15 protein-coding genes are annotated in these 21,260 nt (G+C 60.0%); 6 read left to right on the top strand and 9 right to left on the bottom strand.

Going from position 1 to position 21,260, the window contains the following annotated elements; translation table 11 throughout:
* Positions 1-347 precede the first annotated feature (347 nt).
* Together PPUTUW4_RS15190 and PPUTUW4_RS15195 are read right to left on the bottom strand one after the other, a co-directional pair.
* Entirely contained in the window at positions 348-6,281 is a 5,934-nt protein-coding gene (locus PPUTUW4_RS15190; RefSeq protein WP_015095469.1) for a VCBS domain-containing protein, read from the bottom strand.
* An 89-nt stretch (positions 6,282-6,370) separates the two neighbouring features.
* Complete coding sequence (locus PPUTUW4_RS15195) at positions 6,371-6,658, bottom strand: PilZ domain-containing protein (protein WP_015095470.1); 288 nt, start codon at positions 6,656-6,658, stop codon at positions 6,371-6,373.
* A 203-nt stretch (positions 6,659-6,861) separates the two neighbouring features.
* On the opposite strand from PPUTUW4_RS15195, the gene PPUTUW4_RS15200 reads away from it, so the two are divergent.
* The 3 genes from PPUTUW4_RS15200 (at position 6,862) to PPUTUW4_RS15210 (ending at position 10,832) form a co-directional block, all read left to right on the top strand.
* Positions 6,862-7,527 carry a response regulator transcription factor gene (locus PPUTUW4_RS15200; RefSeq protein WP_015095471.1) on the top strand — a complete coding sequence of 222 codons (666 nt, stop codon included), beginning with the start codon at positions 6,862-6,864 and terminating at the stop codon, positions 7,525-7,527.
* A 238-nt stretch (positions 7,528-7,765) separates the two neighbouring features.
* Positions 7,766-9,574 carry a monovalent cation:proton antiporter-2 (CPA2) family protein gene (locus PPUTUW4_RS15205; protein WP_015095472.1) on the top strand — a complete coding sequence of 603 codons (1,809 nt, stop codon included), beginning with the start codon at positions 7,766-7,768 and terminating at the stop codon, positions 9,572-9,574.
* A 160-nt stretch (positions 9,575-9,734) separates the two neighbouring features.
* Entirely contained in the window at positions 9,735-10,832 is a 1,098-nt protein-coding gene (locus PPUTUW4_RS15210) for a DNA alkylation repair protein (RefSeq protein ID WP_015095473.1), read from the top strand.
* 129 nt (positions 10,833-10,961) lie between these two features.
* On the opposite strand, the gene PPUTUW4_RS15215 is transcribed toward PPUTUW4_RS15210, so the two are convergent.
* A complete protein-coding gene (locus PPUTUW4_RS15215; RefSeq protein WP_015095474.1) occupies positions 10,962-11,852 on the bottom strand; it encodes a LysR family transcriptional regulator in 891 nt (296 codons plus the stop codon).
* A gap of 132 nt (positions 11,853-11,984) precedes the next feature.
* Between PPUTUW4_RS15215 and PPUTUW4_RS15220 the strand changes: the two genes are divergently transcribed.
* Both PPUTUW4_RS15220 and PPUTUW4_RS15225 read left to right on the top strand, forming a co-directional pair.
* Positions 11,985-13,643, top strand: a complete 1,659-nt coding sequence (locus PPUTUW4_RS15220; protein WP_015095475.1) for a GMC family oxidoreductase N-terminal domain-containing protein — start codon at positions 11,985-11,987, stop codon at positions 13,641-13,643.
* 141 nt (positions 13,644-13,784) lie between these two features.
* The gene (locus tag PPUTUW4_RS15225; protein WP_015095476.1) at positions 13,785-15,407 is read left to right on the top strand and encodes an MFS transporter; all 1,623 of its coding nucleotides are present in this window, start codon (positions 13,785-13,787) and stop codon (positions 15,405-15,407) included.
* Positions 15,408-15,530: 123 nt separating this feature from the next.
* Here PPUTUW4_RS15225 and PPUTUW4_RS30625 read toward each other — a convergent pair whose 3' ends face one another.
* From PPUTUW4_RS30625 to PPUTUW4_RS15255, 6 genes are all read right to left on the bottom strand, one after another.
* Complete coding sequence (locus PPUTUW4_RS30625; protein WP_015095477.1) at positions 15,531-16,220, bottom strand: IS110 family transposase; 690 nt, start codon at positions 16,218-16,220, stop codon at positions 15,531-15,533.
* A 114-nt stretch (positions 16,221-16,334) separates the two neighbouring features.
* Positions 16,335-16,682, bottom strand: coding sequence for a cupin domain-containing protein (locus PPUTUW4_RS15235; protein WP_015095478.1), 348 nt, complete (start codon positions 16,680-16,682; stop codon positions 16,335-16,337).
* A gap of 111 nt (positions 16,683-16,793) precedes the next feature.
* Positions 16,794-18,080 (bottom strand): FAD-binding oxidoreductase, encoded by a 1,287-nt coding sequence (locus PPUTUW4_RS15240; protein ID WP_015095479.1) that lies wholly within the window; start codon positions 18,078-18,080, stop codon positions 16,794-16,796.
* Positions 18,077-18,820: an amino acid ABC transporter ATP-binding protein gene (locus PPUTUW4_RS15245; protein ID WP_015095480.1), complete on the bottom strand. Its 744-nt coding sequence runs from the start codon at positions 18,818-18,820 to the stop codon at positions 18,077-18,079. Before PPUTUW4_RS15245 ends, PPUTUW4_RS15240 begins: the two co-directional genes overlap by 4 nt.
* Positions 18,817-19,485, bottom strand: coding sequence for an amino acid ABC transporter permease (locus tag PPUTUW4_RS15250; RefSeq protein ID WP_083884576.1), 669 nt, complete (start codon positions 19,483-19,485; stop codon positions 18,817-18,819). The genes PPUTUW4_RS15245 and PPUTUW4_RS15250 overlap by 4 nt, the downstream gene beginning before the upstream one ends.
* A gap of 50 nt (positions 19,486-19,535) precedes the next feature.
* Entirely contained in the window at positions 19,536-20,294 is a 759-nt protein-coding gene (locus tag PPUTUW4_RS15255) for an ABC transporter substrate-binding protein (RefSeq protein ID WP_015095482.1), read from the bottom strand.
* Positions 20,295-20,462: 168 nt separating this feature from the next.
* On the opposite strand from PPUTUW4_RS15255, the gene PPUTUW4_RS15260 reads away from it, so the two are divergent.
* Positions 20,463-21,239: an IclR family transcriptional regulator gene (locus PPUTUW4_RS15260; RefSeq protein WP_015095483.1), complete on the top strand. Its 777-nt coding sequence runs from the start codon at positions 20,463-20,465 to the stop codon at positions 21,237-21,239.
* The last annotated feature ends 21 nt before the right edge of the window (positions 21,240-21,260 follow it).

Below are 21,260 nucleotides of genomic sequence, written 5' to 3' on the forward strand. Positions count from 1 at the left end.
GAGTGAAAACTTCTTCGAATAACTGAACTACGCACACAGTAAAGGGCCTTTTAAAGGCCCTTTTTACTTGGAAAATATCCGCAGGCACTAAAGATCAAATGAGCAAAGCATGTCCGCTTTGGGCCGGTTGCAACCCTTCGAGACAGGCAGCCATCGGCCAGAAGCGATTATTGATCAACACTCATGTCTCAGGCCGACTGCCTGCCTATAGCGAGAATCGCAGCACCAAATCCGATGAAGGTTACCCCCATTACACATCGCCTACAGGAGCAAACGGAGCCTCGCCAGCGACGCCACGGCAATCGGGTCTGCAACCGCGTAGCAACGAGCGGCCGGCAGCAAAAGCATCATACCGCCAGGATAAAGTCCGCCTGATCGATACCTGCACTGCTGACACCGACAAGGCGAATAGAGTCCACGCCGATCCCGATCACCGTGTCCGCTCCGTCAGCGGCAATGCTCACGTTGGCAGCGAACGTCTCGCTGTTGATCCCCGTCCCCGCGATATTGAGCAAGTCCTGCCCTCCGCTCGGATTGAGGTCGAAGTCCTGGATCGAGTCGTTGCCGAAGCCTGCGGCAGCAAACATGAAGGTATCGTTGCCGAGGCCGCCGTAGAGCGTGTCGTTGCCCTGCCCGCCAAGGAACAGATCGTCACCCGCACCGCCGACCAGTGTGTCGTTGGCCAGACCGCCCAGCATCCTGTGGTTTGCCGCCGCGGCATCGTAGGCCAGCTCACTGCCGCTGCCCTCGGCGTTCGCCTGCAAACCCGCCGCCGCGTATTGGCCATTCAGCGCGATCTGCGCCGCGTGTGCGCCGTCGCTCACCATCAGCAGGCCGCCGGTGCCTGTGTCATTCGCTGCATAGGTGATCTGCGTATCGTCGCCGAACGCAATATCGCCAAAGTCCAGCTTGTCACCTGCGGCAAAACCGCTGACGCTGCCACTGAACGCCGTCGATACATCAAGCTTGAGCGTGCCTGCCGCGCCGCTGTCAAACGTCACATGCTGATCGGAGGCCGCAGCGAATTCCAGCATCGCCGAACCGCTGATAGTCGCGCTTCCCGCGCCTGCGGCATCTCCGTTGATGGTGATATTGCCATCGTTCGCCCACAGGCTACCGCTGTTGACGAGCGCACTTTCAATCACCAATCCGCCGCTGCCGCTGGCTTGCAGCACCCCCGTGTTGGTGACGGCGCTACTACCGGTATCGATCACCAGCGCATTGACGCCGCTGGCGAGGATCAGGCCCGAGTTGACCAGCATCATCTGCCCCGCGCCCAACTGGCCGGCACCCGAGATAGTGTTGTCGGCATTGGTGAGCACCGTGTCCGCGCTGCCACCAAAGATCACGTTGTGCGCGCTGTCGGACAGAACCACTTGCCCGCCACCGGTCAACGTCGCGCCACGGAACAGGATCTCGAGTTCGGCCTCGCTGCCGGTGGAGCCGAGCGCGATGGTGCCGCTGTTGTCGATGCTGCCACCGAACGGCATGATCGCGCCGTCGGCAATGGTGAGGGTGCCCGTATTGGTCGTGACCGGGTCCACATCGAACAGCAGGTTGGCCCCGCTCAACGCCGCCGCATCCACACCGTTGATGGTGATCGTCTGGTCGGCGCTGATACTGAGCACGGCATTGCCGCTCGCGTCGTTGACGATACTCACATCCGCAAAATCGTTGACGCCGGTGAAGCCGATCAAGTCGATCTTGTCCGCCGTCGCATCGAAGCTGTAAATGACGTTGTTGCCGATCGGCCGCGCGAATACGAAAGTGTCGGCACCGGACGAGCCGGTCAGGTTGTCGTCGGTGGACAAGGCAAAGATCGGTGCGTCCGGGGCATAGATTTCGACGTTGTTGAACACGTAGGCGCTTGCGGTGCTGCCGTCGCTGTTGCTCCAGTACAGGTTGACATCGAGCACCAACGCACCGGCGAATTCCCTTGGAGTTGTCACGGTCAATGCGCCGGGATCGCTGGTCTGCACGGTCCAGGTGCCATCGCCATTGTCGGTTCCTGCATTGAACATCCACCCCGAAGGAACACCGCTGATGGTCACCGTCACGGGGCCGCTGATATCGGCCAGTGGAACGTTGAGGGCCAGATTGACAGGTTCGCCGGCAACGCCTGCCGGAAGGTTTGCACTGCTCCCGGCCGCACCAGGATTACCCGCCAGGTCGGTGTAGCTGTTCGCGGCAACATCGACTTTTATGCTACCGCCCAGCGTTCTGGTCAGCGTTGCCGTGTAGGTATCGCCGTCAACCTGGGTAAAGTTACTGAAGGTTCCGCGTGGCGTTCCGCTCGTTGTCGACACTGCTACATCAGACAGGTTAAAACCGCTCACCGTCTCACTGAACTGGAATGTGACCGTCGACGTTGAACCCATCGAATTCCCTAAGGCAGTCCCTGTCACTATCACCGTTGGCGCCACGGTATCAACTGGCGTCTCAACGACGTTCTGCACATTCACCGTAATCGTCTGCGTGTCGATTCCGCCATTGCCGTCGGACACCTGAACGTCCACAACGTAGGCGTTGTCGCCGTCAGTACCACCGACATCCTGGGCATTCTCGTAATCGGGCGCCGAGTTGAACGTCAGCACCCCACTCGAACTGATCGAGAACTTGCTGAAGTCCGTCCCGGCCGTATTCAGGAGCGAGTAGCTCAGCGTCTGCGCCGGCAGATCGGCATCGGTCGCCACCACCGTAGTAACCGCCGTGGTGTTCTCCGCCACGTTGATCGAAGCCGTCGTACCGCCACCGTTGGAGGTGATCACCGGGGAGTTGTCGTTGACTCCCGCCACGGTTACCGCGATCGCCTGGTCGTCAAACAGCGTGCCGTCCGACGCCCGCACAATCACGTCATAGACGTTGTTTGCCCCCGAATCAGTCGGTGCTTCAAAGTTGGGTGCAGAAATAAAGCTCAGCACGCCTGTGCCTGAAACGATCGAGAACTTCGCGGCATCCGCTCCGCCGACGATGCTGTAGCTCAGAGTTTGTGCCGGCAGATCAACATCTGTTGCCGCCACTGTCGAGACCGCCGTGGTGTTCTCCGCCACGTTGATCGAAGCCGTCGCACCGCCACCGTTGGAAGTGATCGTCGGTGAGTCGTTGCTGCCGGCGATATGCACGGTGACCGAAGTGAGGGTGCCGTCGGCACTGCTCACCGCGAAGGTGTCGGTGTAGGTGGTACCGGCGGCGAACTCGTTGTGGGCGGAGTTGGCGACGTAGGTCCAGGCACCGCCGGTGCCGATGGAGAACTGGCCGTAGCTGCCGGCGGTGTTGGTTTGGGCGACGAAGGTTGCGGCGCTGTCGACGTCGCTGATGGTCAGGGTGCCGGTGGTGGAAATGTCGACAGCGGCATTGGTCTCGGTGAGGTTGGCGATGTCGGCGGACAGCACGGCGGCGTCGTTGGTGCCGAGGATATGCACGGTAACCGAAGTGAGGGTGCCGTCGGCACTGCTCACCGCGAAGGTGTCGGTGTAGGTGGTACCGGCGGCGAACTCGTTATGGGCGGAGTTGGCGACGTAGGTCCAGGCACCGCCGGTGCCAATGGAGAACTGGCCGTAGCTGCCGGCGGTGTTGGTTTGGGCGACGAAGGTTGCGGCGCTGTCGACGTCGCTGATGGTCAGGGTGCCGGTGGTGGAAATATCGACGGCGGCATTAGTCTCGGTGAGGTTGGCGATGTCGGCGGACAGCACGGCCGCATCATTGGTGCCGAGGATATTCACGGTGACCGAAGTGAGGGTGCCGTCGGCACTGCTCACCGCGAAGGTGTCGGTGTAGGTGGTGCCGGCGGCGAACTCGTTGTGGGCGGAGCTGGCGACGTAGGTCCAGGCACCGTCGGTGCCGATGGAGAACTGGCCGTAGCTGCCGGCGGTGTTGGTTTGGGCCTGGAAGCTTTCCGGGCTGTCGATATCGCTAATGGTCAGGCTGCCGCCGGTGGTCAGCGGAGCATTGGTTTCGCTCAGCGTAACGCTGGCCGAGGACAGCACGGCGGCATCGTTGCTGCCGGTGACGGTGATAGTCACCAGTTGGGTGTCGACGCCGCCGAGGCCGTCGCTGATCTGCACCGTAAACACCTCATCATGGCTCTCGCCCGCCTTCAGCGACTGCACCGCACTGGCAACGCCATCGGTGCCGTTGGCCAGGGTGTAGGTCCACTGGCCGTTGCTGTCGACGGCGATCGAGCCGTAGGTGCCGGTTGATGAGCCATTGATGCTCCAAGTCGCCGTGGCGTCGTGATCGATGTCGGTCGAGCTGAGCTGGCCAGTCACGCTGAGCTTGATGTCTTCCTGCACCGCGCCGGCATCATTGCCCGTTGCGAAACTGAGCACGGGCGCGTCGTTGGTGCCAGTCAGGGTGATCGTCACCGTCTGCGGTGCCGAGGTCGCATTCCCTGCGCCGCTGTCGTCGCTGGCCACCACGGTGTAGGAGAAGCTGATGGTTTCACCAACGCTCAGGAAGTCCAGGTTCTCGCTGCTGCTGTAGTTCCAGCCGGTTTGATCGACCGAGAAGCCGGCCACCAGTGCCGCGGCTTGCGCCGCACCGAGGGTGCCGCCGCTCCAGGCGATGTCGTTGTTGGCGGTCTGGCTGACCGTCACGACGTCGTTGCTGTCCAGATCGGCAAAGCTCAGCGCTCCGCTGTCGCTCAGCGCGGCTGCACCATTGCCTTCGTTCATCGCCCCGGTCGTGTCGTCGATGCTCAGCGTCGGCTGGTCGTTGGTGCCGGTCAGGGTGATCGTCACCGTCTGCGGTGCCGAGGTCGCATTGCCTGCGCCGCTGTCGTCGCTGGCCACCACGGTGTAGGAGAAGCTGATGGTTTCACCGGCCCGCAGGAAGTCCAGGTTCTCGCTGCTGCTGTAGTTCCAGCCGGTTTGATCGACCGAGAAGCCGGCGACCAGCGCCGCAGCCTGCGCCGCACCGAGGGTGCCGCCACTCCAGGCGATGTCGTTGTTGGCGGTCTGGCTGACCGTCACGATGTCGTTGCTGTCCAGATCGGCAAAACTCAGCGCCCCGCTGTCGCTCAGCGTGGCTGTGCCATTGCCTTCGTTCATCGCCCCGGTCGTGTCGTCGATGCTCAGCGTCGGCTGGTCGTTGGTCCCGGTCAGGGTGATGGTCACAGCCTTGGTCACCGTCGCCCCGAAGTCGTCGGTCAGCGTCACCGTGAACACTTCAGTCTTGGTCTGGCCCTCGGCCAGGTACTGCGCCGCGCTGTTGTTCAGCGTATAGGTCCAGCCCACGCTGCCCGCCGCGTCGCCCGTGCTCTCGTCGTTCACAGTGGCCACCAGCGTGCCCAGCGCACCGGCCGGCGCGCTCACGGTGGCCACATGGGCGTCATCGGCCAGGTCCACGTCGCCGAAGGCGAAGCTGCCGCTGGCCACCGTGGTGCCGTCTTCGGTCACCGCACCGCTTTCGATTTCTGCCGCCGTAACCGTTGGCCCGTCGTTGGTGCCGGTGATGGTGATAGTCACATTCTGCGTTACCGTCGAACCATGACCATCGCTGATGGTGACCAGGTAGGTTTCGGTAACTGTCTGTCCCTGGGCCAGGTACTGCGCCGCCCCATTGCTCAGGTTGTACGTCCATTGCACCGAACCGTTGGCCGCGTTCGCGGCTTCGCTTACCGGCGAGAGCACGAACGTACCAAGATCAGTAGCGTTGCCCGCCGCCGGTGCGAACGTCGCCGTGTGCGTGTCACTCAGGTCGACGTCGTTAAAGACAATCGTGCCGCTGGCCGTCAGCGAGTCGGTCGCGCTCGCAGTGGTGTCGGCGTCTTCGGTCACCGAGCCGGCCTGCGCGCCGAGGCTGATCGTCACACCATCATTCACGCCCGAGAACTGCACTGTCGCGGTGGCCCAACTGAGCGTGCCGTTGCCCAGGCGCATCGCATAGGTAAAGCTGTCCGTCAGGACCTCGCCAGTAGCAAGCGCCTGGAGTTGTGCCTTGAAAGCAGTGGTGAAAGTAGCGGCATCGTAGCCGACCTTACCGTCCGGGGTGATCCAGATCTTTGCACCATTCACACTGGTGTCAGAACTCGTCGCCTCAGCCCTCGACGTATCCTGGGTCAGGAGGTCGGCCGGAGCATAAACCTTGGTGGCAGTAGAAAGACTGTCCGCGTTGTCGAGTGACCAGAGTGTCTTCGCGTTACCGCCGAGGTCATTGGACATGACGTCCCAATACACGACCCCCAGCAGATTTTCAGTGGTGGTAAAGACGTCATCCTTCGCCTGCGGCGTGTTGGAAAACGAGGTAACGGTTCCGCCGCTGGTAGTGGTGGTGCTAGCCATGTCTTTCTCCCAAGAATGTCACTCAGAGCAAAAAACCGCTGTAGGCCGCCAACAGCCGCAAGCCGATCCTCGCTCAACCCACAAACACTTCACTCCACCGGTACCAGCCGGCTGGCCAGTAGCTTCACGCCCACCCCGGCCCTGCCGCCCAGCGGCTCAATGCGCACGATTTGTCCTCGCGCCTTGAACTTCATGGGGCCGCCGGGAGCGTCGAACTCGATCTCGAAATCAATCAAGCTACCCACCTGCTGCTCGCTATCGGTTTCGAAATACAAACCGGAGGCGCTGATGTCACGGGTGACACCGCTGCCCCCGCCGATCAGTTGCAGCGACAGGGTGACTTGTTCTCGGGGCTCAATGCGGAGTGTGTCTTTCATGTCGGCAGTCTAAAAACCACCGCTGTTTATTACATGAGCGAGCTATCCCTTTTTTTCTGGGAGTCAATCACCCATCAAAACAGTGTTTTACGGGACAAATGTCATGGGAGGGGGGGACTGCAGCGCTATTGAAAACACTAAGGACTGCAACGATTGCTATCATGATCAGCTAACACAACCCGCCTAAAGGGGCAGCGACACGCATGCCAATTCAAGTTCTGTTAGTAGCTCTACCGCTCGTGGCCTGGGGCCTTGAGCGTCTGGTGGAAAGCGCTCGACCAAGGTTGGCGCTGGCGGGTTCGGTGTCGTCGGTGGCGCAATACCTGCTTTCGCCGCACCAATACGCGCCGGATGTGGTGGTGCTGGACCTGGACAGCGAGGACTGTATCGAGTCGCTGGCCGACTTGCACAGCCAGACCAAAGCCAGGATTCTGGTCGTGACAGGGTCGAGCGACGTGGCGCTACATGACAGTGCGGTGCTGGCGGGCGCACGTGGCGTGGTGGATAAGAGGGAGTCGACCTCCGCATCAACATTGCTCAAAGCCATAGAAAAAGTGCATGACGGCGAACTCTGGATTGACCGCAATGCCACCAGCCGTATCTTTCTTGAACTGGCGCGCAAGAAAGCCGAGCGCGATATAGACCCGGAGCAACAAAAAATCGCCAAGCTAACGCGCCGCGAGCAGCAAACCATTGCATCGCTGGCCCGCGACCCCTCAGCGCCTGGCAAGTTGGTGGCCGAGAAACTGCACATCAGCGAGCACACGCTGCGCAACCATTTGACATCGATCTACAGCAAGCTGGGCCTGACGAACCGCGTAGATCTGTACGCCTACGCACACAAGCATGGGCTGTCCACTGGCGACTGAGGACTGCGGCAACACGTCGGGCGTATTGCCGCAGTCTGACCTTGTCCCGAAACTCCAGCACAGGTCATTCGCCGATTCTTTCCGGATTTATCGAGAACCCGATCTACCCCCCATATCCTGCGAGGGCGGTAAGATTCGCCATCAATTGACATGACAGACCACTCCCGCAGTGGATCTTCACAGAACCCAACCTTTATCCTTGACGCCCCCCGCTGTCCCGAGTCCTGGAGTTTCGCCCATGCCCCATGAAGGCAACCTGCTACAAGCCGCTGTCGTGTTCCTGATGGCGGCCGTGCTCATCGTTCCGTTAGCCAAGCGCCTGCAACTGGGGGCGGTCCTGGGCTATCTGTTCGCCGGGGTGATCATCGGCCCGTCGGTGCTGGGGTTGATCGACAACCCGCAAAGCGTCGCGAACATTTCCGAACTGGGCGTGGTGTTGCTGCTGTTCATCATCGGCCTGGAGCTGTCGCCGCGACGCTTGTGGGTGATGCGCAAATCAGTGTTCGGCGTGGGTCTGGCGCAAGTGCTGCTGACCGGCACGGTGATTGGCGTGGTGGCTTTGTGGTTGTTTGGCCAGCCGTTGAACACCGCGATCGTCCTGGGCCTGGGCTTGGCGCTGTCGTCCACGGCGTTCGGCCTGCAAAGCCTGGCTGAACGCAAGGAGCTGACCAGCCCCCACGGGCGATTGGCGTTCGCAATCCTGTTGTTTCAGGACATCGCCGCAATCCCCTTGATTGCCATGGTGCCGTTGCTGGCCGGTGGCGATCACAGCACCAGCGCCAGCGAAAACCTGAACCACGGCCTGCAAGTGCTGGCCAGCATCGCCGTGGTGGTGATCGGCGGGCGTTACCTGCTGCGACCGGTGTTCCGCGTGGTGGCCAAGACCGCGTTGCCGGAGGTTTCCACCGCCACCGCGCTGCTGGTGGTGATCGGCACTGCCTGGTTGATGGAGCTGGTCGGTATTTCCATGGCCCTTGGCGCCTTCCTCGCCGGCCTGCTGCTGGCGGACTCCGAGTATCGCCATGAACTGGAAGCCCAGATCGAACCGTTCAAGGGCCTGCTGCTGGGGCTGTTTTTCATCAGCGTCGGCATGGGCGCGAACCTGAGCCTGTTGCTGAGCACGCCCGTCGCGGTGCTGGGCCTGACCCTGCTGCTGATCGCGATCAAACTGCCGCTGCTGTTTATTGTCGGTCGCCTGGCCGGAGGTTTGAAGAACGTCAGTGCCATCCGCCTGGGTATCGTGTTGGCGGCCGGAGGTGAATTTGCCTTTGTGGTGTTCAAGATCGGTCGCGATCATGGGCTGTTCGCCGCCGGGCTGTATGACTTGCTGGTGTTGACCATCACCCTGTCCATGGCCGTGACGCCGCTATTGCTGCTGATTTGCGCACGCCTGGTCAGCCCGAAAGTGCAACCGGTGGAGGTACCGGACAAGTTCCGTGAAATCGACACCGACGCGCCGCGGGTGGTGATCGCCGGGATGGGCCGCATGGGCCAGATCGTTGCGCGGATTCTGCGCGCGCAGAACATCAAGTTCGTGGCCCTGGACACCTCGGTGGAAACCATCGAACTGTCCCGCAGCTTCGGTGGCGTTCCGGTGTTCTACGGCGACCCGATGCGCCCGGAAATCCTCAGCGCGGCCAAGGTCGGCGAAGCCGAGTTTTTTGTGATCGCAACAGACGACCCGGACACCAACATCAAGACCGCCGAGCTGGTGCGCAAGCTCTATCCGCATATGAAAATCATCGCCCGCGCCCGTAACCGTCAGCATGTGCACCGGCTGATGGACGTCGGTGCCCACGCCGTGCGCGAGACCTTTTTTTCGAGCCTGGAAATGAGCCGGCAGACCCTGATCGGCCTGGGATTGACCCAGGCCCAGGCCGATGCGCGGATCAAGCGTTTCAAGCAGCACGACGAAGAGGTGCTGGAAGCCCAGCACGCGGTGTATGACGACGCGGTGAAAGTGCTGCAGACGGCGCAGGAAGCGCGGGCGGAACTGGCCAGGTTGTTCGAGTCGGATCAACTGCAGGAGCAGGCGGGTAAGAAATGAGGTGACGGGAATGGCCTCTTCGCGAGCAAGCCCGCTCCCACACTGGATCTGAGGTGCTCACAAATATTGAGCCTGGCAAAGTCCCCTTGTGGGAGCGGGCTTGCTCGCGAAGAACGATAACGCGGTGTGACGGAATAACCACAATTTCAAAGGAACCCCCATGACTGACCAAGCCTCCCCCGCCCTCAAGGAAATCTTCAACGCCGAGCGCCTCAAGCACATCGCCACAGAGATGACGGCGGTGTACCCCGATTTTGACGGCGAGAAATTCCTCAAGCTGGCCCAATCCGGCCTGGCAGACCTCAGCGTCATGCAGCGCATGGCCCGGGTCAGCGAATGCCTGCACGCGGTGTTGCCGCTGGACTATGAAGCATCGCTGCAGGTGCTGCGCGCCCTCGCCCCGCGCCTGAACAGCGGTTTCGTCAGCATGTGCCTGCCGCACTACGTCGCCCGCTACGGCGCCCATGCGTTCGAGCAGTCGATGGACGCACTGAAGTACTTCACCGCTTTCGGCTCTTCGGAATTCGCGATCCGCCACTTTCTGCGCAGCGACCTCGAGGGTTCGCTCAAGCTGATGCACGACTGGTCACTGGATGACAACGAACACGTACGCCGCCTGGCCAGTGAAGGTTGCCGGCCACGCCTGCCCTGGTCATTCCGCCTGGAACCCGTCCAGGCCGACCCGACACTCGCCGCAAAAATCCTCGACAACCTCAAGGCCGACACCAGCCTGTACGTGCGCAAATCCGTGGCCAACCACCTCAACGACATCACCAAGGACCACCCCGACTGGGTGCTGGACCTGATCGAAGGCTGGTCGCTGGACAACCGGCACACCGCATGGATCGCCAGGCACGCCCTGCGCAGCCTGATCAAACAGGGCAACCAGCGGGCACTGGCGATCATCGGCGCGGGCGGCAAGCCTGAAGTCGAGATCGTCGATGTGAAAGTCGAACCGCCGGTGATTGGCCTGGGAGAAAAGATCACCCTGTCGTTTGCCATCAGATCCACCGTTGAAAGCAGCCAGCGCCTGGTGATCGACTACGCCATCGATTACGTCAAGGCCAACGGCAGCACCTCGGCGAAGGTCTTCAAGCTCAAGGCGCTGACACTGCCCGGCAACGCCAGCGAAGCCGTCAGCCGTGGGCAACACATCAAGGAACTCACCACCCGCCGGCATTATGCGGGGCGCCATGCGGTGCATGTCATGGTCAACGGCGAAAGGCTGGCCAGCACGGCGTTCGAGATTGTTGCTTAAACCTCAAGATGGATATTGGATGTGCCACCTTCGCGAGCAGGCTCGCTCCCACAGGGGGCAGTGTTGCCACAAATTTTGCGAACGACACTAAACCAGTGTGGGAGCGAGCCTGCTCGCGAAGGCGTCAGTTCAGGCACCACCTAACAACAACCCCTGCTCCCGCTCACACAACTCCACCACATAATCCCACAACACCCGCAACCGCACCGACTTGTGCAACTCCCGACGAGTGCTGATCCAGTAGCTGCGCTGGATGCTTTCATCCGGCAACAGCGGCACCAGCCCCGGATCGGCACTTGTCATGTAGCACGGCAGCACCGCAATCCCAAGGCCTGAGCGCGCAGCCTGTTGCTGGGCGATCACGCTGGTGCTGTGAAACACCACCTGCGGGTTGCGGCAGAAGCTGTTGAGGAACATCAATTCCTGGCTGAACAGCAAATCATCGACGTAGCCGATCCACGCGTGACGCCCCAGGTCCTCGCGACTGCGCAACGGCGGCGAACGATCGAGGTACTCCTGGCTGGCATACAACGCCAGGCGATAGTCAGTGAGTTTGCGGGTGACCAGCATGTCGGCGGCCGGGCGCTCAAGGTGGATGCTGATTTCCGCCTCCCGGTTGAGGATGCTGACAAACCGCGGCACCGCCACCAGTTCCACTTCCAGCCCCGGATAGCGCTCGAACAAGCCGTTCATGCGACTGGCGAGGAACATGATGCCCAGGCCTTCGGTCACCCCGACGCGGATCTTGCCCAGCGGCGCGGTGGATTGGGTGATTTCCTCCTGGGCCAGCAGCGCCACGTTCTCCATCGCCTCGGCGTGTTTAAGCAACGCCTCGCCCGCCGGGGTCATCTCATAACCCTGGGCATGCTGGACGAACAATGCCGTACCCAGGCTCTTTTCGATGGCCTCGATGTGCCGCGCCACGGTGGCATGGGTGGTGTTCAAGCGCCGGGCAGCCGTGAGCAAACGCCCGCTGCGCTGCAATTCGAGAAAAAACCGCAGGTCATTCCAGTCGAACATGAAGCGTCCTTGTTTATAGCCGTTCGGGATGCTGTTTAAAAACGCACAGCGGCTGCGCAAAAACTAACATTCTTTTGACGAAAGCTAACAACTAGGATGACAGACAACAAGAACAACAAAACGAGGTCAGGGATGCAGGCTTCCCTTGATGAATACGATTACATCGTGGTCGGGGCCGGGCCGGCCGGGTGTCTTCTGGCCAATCGACTGTCGGCCAACCCGCAACATCGCGTGTTGTTGCTCGAAGCCGGCGGCCGCGACAACTATGCGTGGATTCACATCCCCGTGGGTTACCTGTACTGCATCGGCAACCCGCGCACCGACTGGTGCTTCAAGACCGAAGCGCAACCGGGCCTGCAAGGTCGCGCCCTGAGCTATCCGCGCGGCAAGGTACTGGGCGGCTGCTCATCCATCAACGGCATGATCTACATGCGCGGCCAGGCCGGTGACTACGACCGCTGGGCCGCCGACGGCAACCCCGGCTGGAGCTGGCAAGACGTGTTGCCGCTGTTCAAGCAGAGTGAAAACCACTTCGCCGGCGCCGCCGAATTTCACGGCGACGCGGGCGAATGGCGAGTCGAACGCCAGCGCCTGTCGTGGCCGATTCTCGACGCCTTCCGCAGTGCCGCCGAACAAAACGGCATCGCCAGCATCGATGACTTCAACCAGGGCGACAACGAAGGTTGCGGCTATTTCCAGGTCAATCAGAAGGCCGGCATCCGCTGGAACGCGGCCAAGGCGTTTCTCAAACCGATTCGCCAACGCTCCAATCTCACTGTGCTGACCGGTGTCGAAGTCGACCGCGTGCGGCTGGACAATGGCCGCGCCTCTGCAGTCAGCGCCCGCTGGCAGGGCGAGGTGAAGACCTTCAAGGCGCGCAAGGAGATCGTGCTCTGTGCCGGCTCGGTCGGGTCGCCTGGCATCCTGCAACGCTCCGGCATCGGCCCGCGTCCACTGCTGGAACGGCTGGGCATTGGCGTCGCCCATGAACTGCCCGGTGTCGGCGGCAATCTGCAGGATCATCTGCAACTGCGGCTGATCTACAAGCTGGAAAATGCCCGCACCCTGAACCAGATTGCCGGCAGCCTGTGGGGCAAGCTGGGCATGGGCCTGCGCTACCTGTATGACCGCAGCGGCCCGCTGTCCATGGCGCCGAGCCAGTTGGGCGCCTTTGCCCGCTCGGGGCCGGAACAGACTTCAGCCAACCTTGAATACCACGTGCAGCCGCTGTCGCTGGAGCGCTTTGGCGAACCGTTGCATGGATTCCCGGCGTTCACCGCATCGGTCTGCGATCTACGCCCGCAAAGCCGTGGCCGGGTCGATATCCGCTCGGCTGATCCGCAACAAGCCCCACTGATCCAGCCCAATTACCTGAGCCACCCGGAAGACCTGCGGGTCGCCGCCGATGCCATTCGCCTGACCCGGCGCATTGTCGCCGCGCCGGCCCTGCGCGCCTTCAATCCGGTGGAATACCTGCCCGGTGCCAGCCTGCAAAGCGAGGAACAACTGCACGAAGCCGCCGCGCGCATCGGCACCACGATTTTCCACCCCGTGGGCACCTGCCGCATGGGCAATGACGCCGACGCCGTGGTCGATGCGCAACTCAAGGTCCATGGCATCCCCGGCTTGCGTATAGCCGATGCCTCGATCATGCCGCGCATCACCTCGGGCAACACCTGCTCGCCGACGCTGATGATTGCCGAGAAGGCTGCACAGATGATCCTGGCCACGCCAGAAACGCTTTCTGTGGGAGCGAGCCTGCTCGCGAAAGCGGTGGATCATTCACATTGACGTTGAATGACACGACGCCTTCGCGAGCAGGCTCGCTCCCACAAGGATCACATTAGATTCACGGACACTGAGCATTACCCCTGAAATGGAACACGCAACACCAGTGGAACAACAAAAACAATCACTGTGAGGGATACCGGTATGTCAGAGCACGTTCAATCCCTGGAAGCCGTGCGCAGCGCGGGCACCAGCCAGGAAACCCAGAAAGTCATCTTCGCCTCGTCCCTCGGGACCGTCTTCGAGTGGTACGACTTTTTCCTTTATGGCGCCCTTGCGGCAGTCATCAGCAAACAGTTCTTCGCCGGGGTCAACGACACCACGGCGTTCATCTTTGCGCTGATGGCCTTCGCCGCCGGCTTCATCGTCCGGCCGTTCGGCGCGCTGGTGTTCGGTCGATTGGGGGACATGATCGGGCGCAAGTACACCTTCCTCGCCACCATCGTCCTCATGGGCCTGGCGACGTTCTGTGTCGGGCTGCTGCCGACCTACGCCAGCATCGGCATCGCCGCGCCGATCATCCTGGTGGTGCTGCGCATGCTCCAGGGCCTGGCCCTGGGCGGTGAATACGGTGGCGCCGCGACCTATGTCGCCGAGCACGCGCCCATGGGCAAACGCGGCTTCCACACCAGCTGGATTCAATCCACCGCGACCCTGGGCCTGCTGCTCTCGCTGCTGGTGGTGCTGGGCTGCCGCTACTTCACTGGCGATCAGTTCGAAGTCTGGGGCTGGCGCATTCCGTTCCTGTTTTCCATCGTGCTGCTGGGCATCTCCACCTGGATTCGCCTGAGCCTGCACGAGTCGCCGGCCTTCGTGAAAATGAAAGAGGAAGGCAAGCTGTGCAAGCAGCCGATTCGCGACTCCTTCGGCAAATGGGAAAACCTCAAGGTGGTGCTGATCGCGCTGTTCAGCATCAATGCCGGGCAAGCGGTGACCTTCTACGCTGCGCAATTCTATGTGCTGTTCTTCCTCACCCAGTTCCTGAAAATGGACCCGGCGGTGGCCAACGGCTTGCTGATTGTCAGCGTGACCATTGGCGCACCTTTCTTCATTTTCTTTGGTTGGCTGTCGGACAAGGTCGGGCGTAAACCGGTGCTGATGATCGGCCTGCTGCTGGCCACCGCGCTGTACTTTCCGATCTTCAAGACCCTGGCCCACTACGCCAACCCGGCCATCGACCAGGCCAGCCGCCAGGCACCGATCACCGTGATGGCCGACCCGGCCACCTGCACCTTCCAGTTCGACCCGGTGGGCAAGGCGAAATTTGACAGCCCGTGCGACAAGGTCAAGACCTTCCTGGTCAAGCAGGGCCTGCCGTACCAGAGTGCTATCGCACCGGCCGGCAGTGACGTGCAGGTAAGCGTCGGTGACGTGAAGATCGATGGTTTCGACGAAGCCGCCTTGCGCGGCGCCGTGACCCTCGCCGGCTACCCGCAACAGGCGGACATGCAGCAGATCAACAAACCGATGATCGTGGCGCTGATTGTCGCGCTGATCATCATCTCGGCCATGTGCTACGGCCCGTTGGCGGCGTTGATGGTCGAACTGTTCCCGACCCGCATCCGCTATACCTCGATGTCCCTGCCCTACCACATCGGCAACGGCTGGTTCGGCGGCTTCCTGCCGACGGTGTCGTTCGCGCTGGTGGTGTACACCGGGGACATCTTCTACGGGCTGTGGTATCCGGTGGTGATCACCGGGGTGAGCCTGGTGGTGGGGATGATTTGCCTGCGTGAGACGCGTAACGTGGATCTCGACAAAAACTAAGATCCCCCCACCTTTGCAGGAGCGAGCTTGCTCGCGATGGACGTTAACGATAACGCGTGTTTTCTGGATAAACGCGTCGCTCTCAGGTCCATCGCGAGCAAGCTCGCTCCTACAAAGACCGGCTCAGAAACTGGCCTTGACCGACACTATGAAGTTGCGTGGATCACCGTAGTAATTGCCAAACGTCTCGGTACCGATGGTGGCGTAGTAACGCTTGTCGAACAGGTTGTTGCCGTTGAGCGCAACGCCGTTCAGGCTGGTGTCGATGTCATCCAGGGTCTTGGTCTGGGTGTAGCCCACCGGCAGTTGCAGGCGCTCAATGACTTCACCGCTGATTTCCGCTTCGAAGCCCCGGGCTCGCACCTTGCCGGCATTGACGTAGCAATAGCCATCGGAGGACGGATTGGCTTGAGCTGTGCGCGCCTTCACGAATCCCTGACGCGCACGGTGCAGGGCCAACACAGACTGCTGTTCAACATTCTTGATTGGCACAAACCGCATGGTTGGCCGAGTCACAGCCTCGCAGATGGCCTCGGCATCTGCTGCGTCATTTTTGTTGCTCTTGACATAGGGTTTGACGAATTGGGGAGCCATGAGTCGCACGGTATGGCCCAGTTCCTCAAGCTTGCGGGCCCAATAGTGAGCGCTACTACAAGCTTCCATGCCGATCAGGCAGGGCGGTAAATTAGCAAAAAATACCACTACCTGATCGCGCTTCAGTTGCTTGCGCAATATCGGCTTGCCTCGCTCGTTCATGCCATGGATCTGGAACACGTTTTTGGCTAAGTCGATACCAACGGTTTTGATTTCCATGGCTGACTACCCCTTTGCACAAGTGGATGGCGACACCACTCACTCTGGCACAGCGATACGATTATGGGCGGGGGCGTCCATCCCATTGCTTACGTCTCTATGTAGGATTGGCGATCATTTGAGTATTAGATAAGTCTTGCGCACAGCTTCGCGAATATCCCAGGTACCGTGGGAGTTGGCCTCGAAGAAGAGTGCATCGCCCGGCTTGAATTGGATGGTTTCTCCATTATCCGGCGTGAACGTGCCCTCACCACTGACAATGTAGCTGTACTCGGCGCCTGCCACTTGACGGCGGAACTGCCCCGGGCTGCACTCCCAGAAACCTGTAACTGCGTTGTAGCCTTCCAGAGGCATGTGTTCGGCTGTACGGGTCATCGCGACGGGCTCTCCAATAGGCTGCCCGACCGGAGTTTGGGGGAAAAATGTGCTTTGGTCATGCAAACGGATGCGGACGACTGACATGCTGGTCTCCTTGATGTTTTACGTCGAGCAGGGTGCAGGGGAATTTTGATCGACATCGGTTAGCGCCCCTCCCCCTCCATGTGTTGAGGAAGCTGGGGCGCCAGCAGGTCGTCAGGTCAAAGCGTCGAGCATTCGGTACCAAGCGATACCCAGGCCGACATAAACGCGCTGCAGGCCATGAAACGGAATCGGCTTGATACCGGTGATCGGGAAAGGGAATTCCTGCCCGTTACCGAGAAGGTTCATGGCTAAATGGCGGCCCAGGCTTGTTGAAAGTGCAATACCGCGTCCGTTGTAGCCTAGCAACATGCTCAAGCCCGGCTTGGGCTGATGGACATGAGGCAGGAAATCCTTTGTCAGTGCTACGCGACCGCTCCAGCGATATTCCAAAGGCACACCTTCCAGTTGCGGGAAGACGCCTGCCAATGCTCGCTCCAGATGAGCCCAGTCACTGTTCGAAGTCGGCTCTGAAAATGGCCCACGCCCACCGAACAAAACTCGACCTTGAGCATCTTGCTTAAAATACATCAGCAGCCGACGGGCGTCGGAGCATACTTCGCCACCAGGCAATACCGTTTCCCTAAGGTTTTTGGGCAGAGGCCGGGTCGCGATAATGAAGCTGTTGGCGGCAAGAACCGTCTGCCGCAAACCTGGCCAGAGGTTGTCGGTGTACCCATTAGTCGCCAGCACCACCTGCTGAGCCCGGACCTTGCAACCTTGGCCCGTCGTCAAATTCCAGTGGCCGTCCCTGGACTCCAGCTTAACGACCGGGCTGCGACCATGAATTTCAGCACCATGGTTGAGAGCGACGCGAGCCAGTCCACGGGCATAGTTCAACGGGTGCACGCTACCGGCGCGTGGATCGACCCAGGCACCCAAGTAATCATCGCTACCAATTCGCTTGGTCACGCTGGCTTTATCAAGCATCTCCACGGGCACACCGCGTCGTTGCCATTGCTCGGCCCGGCTCTCGATATTGCGCATTGCCGTAGCGGATACCGCGGGTTGTATCCAACCTTTACGGGTGGCATCGCACTCAATACCGTAGCGATCGATCAGTTCGAACACCTCGTCAGCCGCGTTGCCTACCACATCGATCAGGGCCTCGGCGCGCTCACTACCAAACATCTTTAGCAAATCATCCGGATCGTGCTTAAGCCCCGGAATTACCTGGCCTCCATTGCGTCCCGACGCTCCCCAGCCTGGCTCGGCTGCGTCCAGAACGCACACCTTCGCGCCACCTGCTGCCAGGTGCAGGGCCGTTACCAGGCCGGTATAACCAGCCCCGACGATAGCAACGTCTACCTGCTTGTCTTCACACAGCTGCGGTGTCGCCGGCCCGGTAGCGGCCGTAGATGCCCAGAGAGAAGGAGGTAATGCCAACTGCTGTCCAGTCATGCCGACACCTCATCGGTGTTGAGCAGACGGCGCAAAAAATCTTGAGTACGCGCATGCTTGGGTGCACCCAGAACTTCATGGGCAGGACCTTCTTCCACGATACGACCGCCATAAAGGAAGCAGACCTTATCAGCGACCTCGCGAGCAAATCCCATCTCATGAGTCACCACCACCATGGTCATGCCTTCGTCGGCCAGTTTGCGCATTACCGCCAGGACTTCGCCCACCAGTTCAGGGTCGAGCGCAGAGGTCGGTTCGTCGAAAAGGATGGCCTTTGGGCGCATGGCCAATGCGCGCGCGATCGCTACCCGCTGCTGCTGACCGCCCGAAAGTTCGTCCGGGAACGCATTGATACGATGCGAAAGGCCAACCTTCTCCAATAACTGGCGGGCGTGCTCGCGAGCCTCTTGAGGGTTTTCCTTTTTCACATAGATCGGGCCCTCCATCACGTTCTCTAGGGCGGTGCGATGAGGGAACAGATTGAAACGCTGGAAAACCATGGCAACCTGAGTGCGGATCTCGTGGATGCTTTTCGCGTGACGATCAACACGTTCGGAGGACACCAGGATGTCCCCGCCCTCGTATGTCTCCAGGCCATTGATGCACCGAAGAAGCGTGGATTTACCAGAGCCTGACGGCCCGATCAGGCAAACCACCTCACCGCTATTAACTTGTAAGTCGATTCCTTCGAGCACGCAGGTATTGCCGTAACTCTTGCGCAGCGCTTTGATCTCGATCATGACGTTTTCCTCATTCCAAGCCGCTTCTCAAGGCGGCGTAACGCGAAGGACAGCGGCAGGCTCAAAGAGAGGTAGAGCAGCGCTACCAGGGTATAGATCGTCATGTTTTCGAATGTGGATGAAGCGATCAGTTGACCTGCACGGGTCATCTCCACAACGGTAATGGTGGACACCAGCGACGAGTCCTTGAGCATCATGACCAAGGTGTTGCCGTAGGGTGGCAAAGCGATACGGAAAGCCTGCGGAAGTACAACGCGGCGCATCACCATGAAGCCGCGCATGCCTAGCGATTCCGCAGCTTCGATTTGCCCTTGCTGAATGGCCTGTATGCCGGCCCTGAAGTTCTCAGCCTGATAAGCCGAGTAGGCAATACCGAGACCGATGATGCCGGCTTGCATTGCGGTCAGTTGAATGCCGAATTCAGGTAGTACGAAATAGATGTAGAACAGCTGAACGATGATTGGAAGACCGCGGATCAAGTTGACCACGGTGATCGCGAACAACGAAATGGTGCGGACCTTGGACACCATCATCAAGGCCAAAACCAGGCCGATGACCGAACTGAGCAGGAAGGATGCAACCGTAACCTGCAAAGTGACCACCGCCCCGCTCAAAAGAATGGGAAGGAAGTCCAGAGCATTCTGGAGAAACATAGGATTATCCATGAGGCGAGTTCAACCAAGGCCTGGTGGGGGTACCAAGCCAACAAAGGCGCTTAGTTAAGCTTCCACTTCTCGACAATGCGCGCGAGGGTGCCATCTGCCTTGATCTTGGCGATGCCCTTATTCACTTCAGCGAGCGCCTGCTCATCGCCCTTGCGCAGAATCAGGCAGACCTCACCCTTGATCTGAGGCTGATAGGTGTCAACCAGCCGCACCTTCTGCAGGGAGCCTAAAGACATCTGGTACGCCAGGATGGGACGGTCGCCGAATCCGGCCTTGATCCGCCCCAGAGACAGGTCGCGGGTGAGGTCCGCGATCGAGTCATAGCCACGGACTTCCTTGAAGATGCCGCGCTTATTGAGCGCATCGAGGAAGATGGTGCCGACCTGGGCACCCACCACCTCACCCTTGAAGTCATCCATGCCGGTGTACGACGTATTGTCGTCAGCCCGCACCACCAAGCCCTCGCCGTACTCGAACACCGGATCGGAGAACTGCACGACTTTCTCACGCTCCGGGGTGCGCACCATCGCTGCGGAGATGATGTCAATTTTGCTGGCTGTCAGGGACGGGATAAGCGAAGCGAAGGTGGTTTGCGCAATATCCACCTCGAAGCCAGCAGCCTTGGAGACGGCTTCGACGGTGTCGATCATCATGCCCTGGATACTGTTGCTTTTCACATCCAGGAAGGTGAAGGGTGCTCCGGTAGCGGTGGCGCCGACCTTGAACGTCTCGGCTTGAGCAACGAGAGAAGCGGCACAGCCAGCGACCAGAGCAATGGCACAGGTGAACACACGAAGGCGAGGATACATGTTGAACACTCCAATTTGACGCGGTTCTTGTAGTTGTGAGTGGTGGACAGCCTTTGCGCATCAAAAAAAGGCCTTGAATTAAATATATACGATTTACAAAAATCGTAAAGAGATTTATAAATATCGCATATCGATACTCAAATCAAAATCAGCAAAAGAGATGGCGCCATGAGCGAGAACGAAAACAGCCTCTTCAATCAGTCTCTAGAGAAGGGTCTAGCCGTACTGCGTGCATTCAACGCACGCCAGCGGACAATGAATCTGGCAGAAATTGCCGAGGCAGCCGGCATCAACAAGAGCTCTGCACAGCGCATGATTTTCACCTTGGAGGCGTTGGGGTACGTGTGTAAAAACCCTCAGTCCAAGCGATTCCAGCTCACTCCACGCGTCATGGAAATTGGTTACAACTATCTGGCAGCAGATACGCTGGTGGACGTCGCCAACCCTTTTCTCGCCGAATTGGCTGAGCTCACGGGGGAATCCACGAACCTCACCGAACCGGTCGACCTGGAAATGATCTACGTGGCTCGTTTCGTAGCCCCCAAGTTCATTCCGATCCACCTGCCTATCGGCAGTCGTATACCGATGTACTGCACGGCTTCTGGCAGGGCTTACCTAAGCGCCTTGAGCGATGAGGGGGTTAGTGAGGTGCTGGCTGCCAGTGATCTGAAGCGTCATACCCAACACACCCTGACAAGGGTGGACGAGATAGTGAGCGAGATTCAGACGATCAGAGATAAAGGCTATGCCGTTAATCTGGAGGAGCTTTACCTCGGAGATATGACCATTGCAGCACCTATCATCAACAGTCAGCATAAACCAGTGGCCTCGGTGCACGTGGTTGCGCCGACCAGCCGATGGACTTTAGAGGAGGCGCAGCGACGGATAGCTCCAGCGGTTATAAAGTGTGCCCGCGCAATCAGCACCTCGATACGTTCTCTCTGATGATGAATTGGAATCACCCTG

It is taken from the genome of Pseudomonas sp. UW4 (genome assembly GCF_000316175.1).
GTDB lineage: Bacteria > Pseudomonadota > Gammaproteobacteria > Pseudomonadales > Pseudomonadaceae > Aquipseudomonas > Aquipseudomonas laurylsulfatiphila.

Coding starts and splice junctions, on each gene's coding strand:
- PPUTUW4_RS15200 (WP_015095471.1), top strand. CDS start 6,862: ATGCCAATTCAAGTTCTGTTAGTAGCTCTACCGCTCGTGGCCTGGGGC.
- PPUTUW4_RS30625 (WP_015095477.1), bottom strand. CDS start 16,220: ATGGAAATCAAAACCGTTGGTATCGACTTAGCCAAAAACGTGTTCCAG.
- PPUTUW4_RS15205 (WP_015095472.1), top strand. CDS start 7,766: ATGCCCCATGAAGGCAACCTGCTACAAGCCGCTGTCGTGTTCCTGATG.
- PPUTUW4_RS15215 (WP_015095474.1), bottom strand. CDS start 11,852: ATGTTCGACTGGAATGACCTGCGGTTTTTTCTCGAATTGCAGCGCAGC.
- PPUTUW4_RS15235 (WP_015095478.1), bottom strand. CDS start 16,682: ATGTCAGTCGTCCGCATCCGTTTGCATGACCAAAGCACATTTTTCCCC.
- PPUTUW4_RS15220 (WP_015095475.1), top strand. CDS start 11,985: ATGCAGGCTTCCCTTGATGAATACGATTACATCGTGGTCGGGGCCGGG.
- PPUTUW4_RS15240 (WP_015095479.1), bottom strand. CDS start 18,080: ATGACTGGACAGCAGTTGGCATTACCTCCTTCTCTCTGGGCATCTACG.
- PPUTUW4_RS15255 (WP_015095482.1), bottom strand. CDS start 20,294: ATGTATCCTCGCCTTCGTGTGTTCACCTGTGCCATTGCTCTGGTCGCT.
- PPUTUW4_RS15210 (WP_015095473.1), top strand. CDS start 9,735: ATGACTGACCAAGCCTCCCCCGCCCTCAAGGAAATCTTCAACGCCGAG.
- PPUTUW4_RS15225 (WP_015095476.1), top strand. CDS start 13,785: ATGTCAGAGCACGTTCAATCCCTGGAAGCCGTGCGCAGCGCGGGCACC.
- PPUTUW4_RS15250 (WP_083884576.1), bottom strand. CDS start 19,485: ATGGATAATCCTATGTTTCTCCAGAATGCTCTGGACTTCCTTCCCATT.
- PPUTUW4_RS15195 (WP_015095470.1), bottom strand. CDS start 6,658: ATGAAAGACACACTCCGCATTGAGCCCCGAGAACAAGTCACCCTGTCG.
- PPUTUW4_RS15190 (WP_015095469.1), bottom strand. CDS start 6,281: ATGGCTAGCACCACCACTACCAGCGGCGGAACCGTTACCTCGTTTTCC.
- PPUTUW4_RS15245 (WP_015095480.1), bottom strand. CDS start 18,820: ATGATCGAGATCAAAGCGCTGCGCAAGAGTTACGGCAATACCTGCGTG.
- PPUTUW4_RS15260 (WP_015095483.1), top strand. CDS start 20,463: ATGAGCGAGAACGAAAACAGCCTCTTCAATCAGTCTCTAGAGAAGGGT.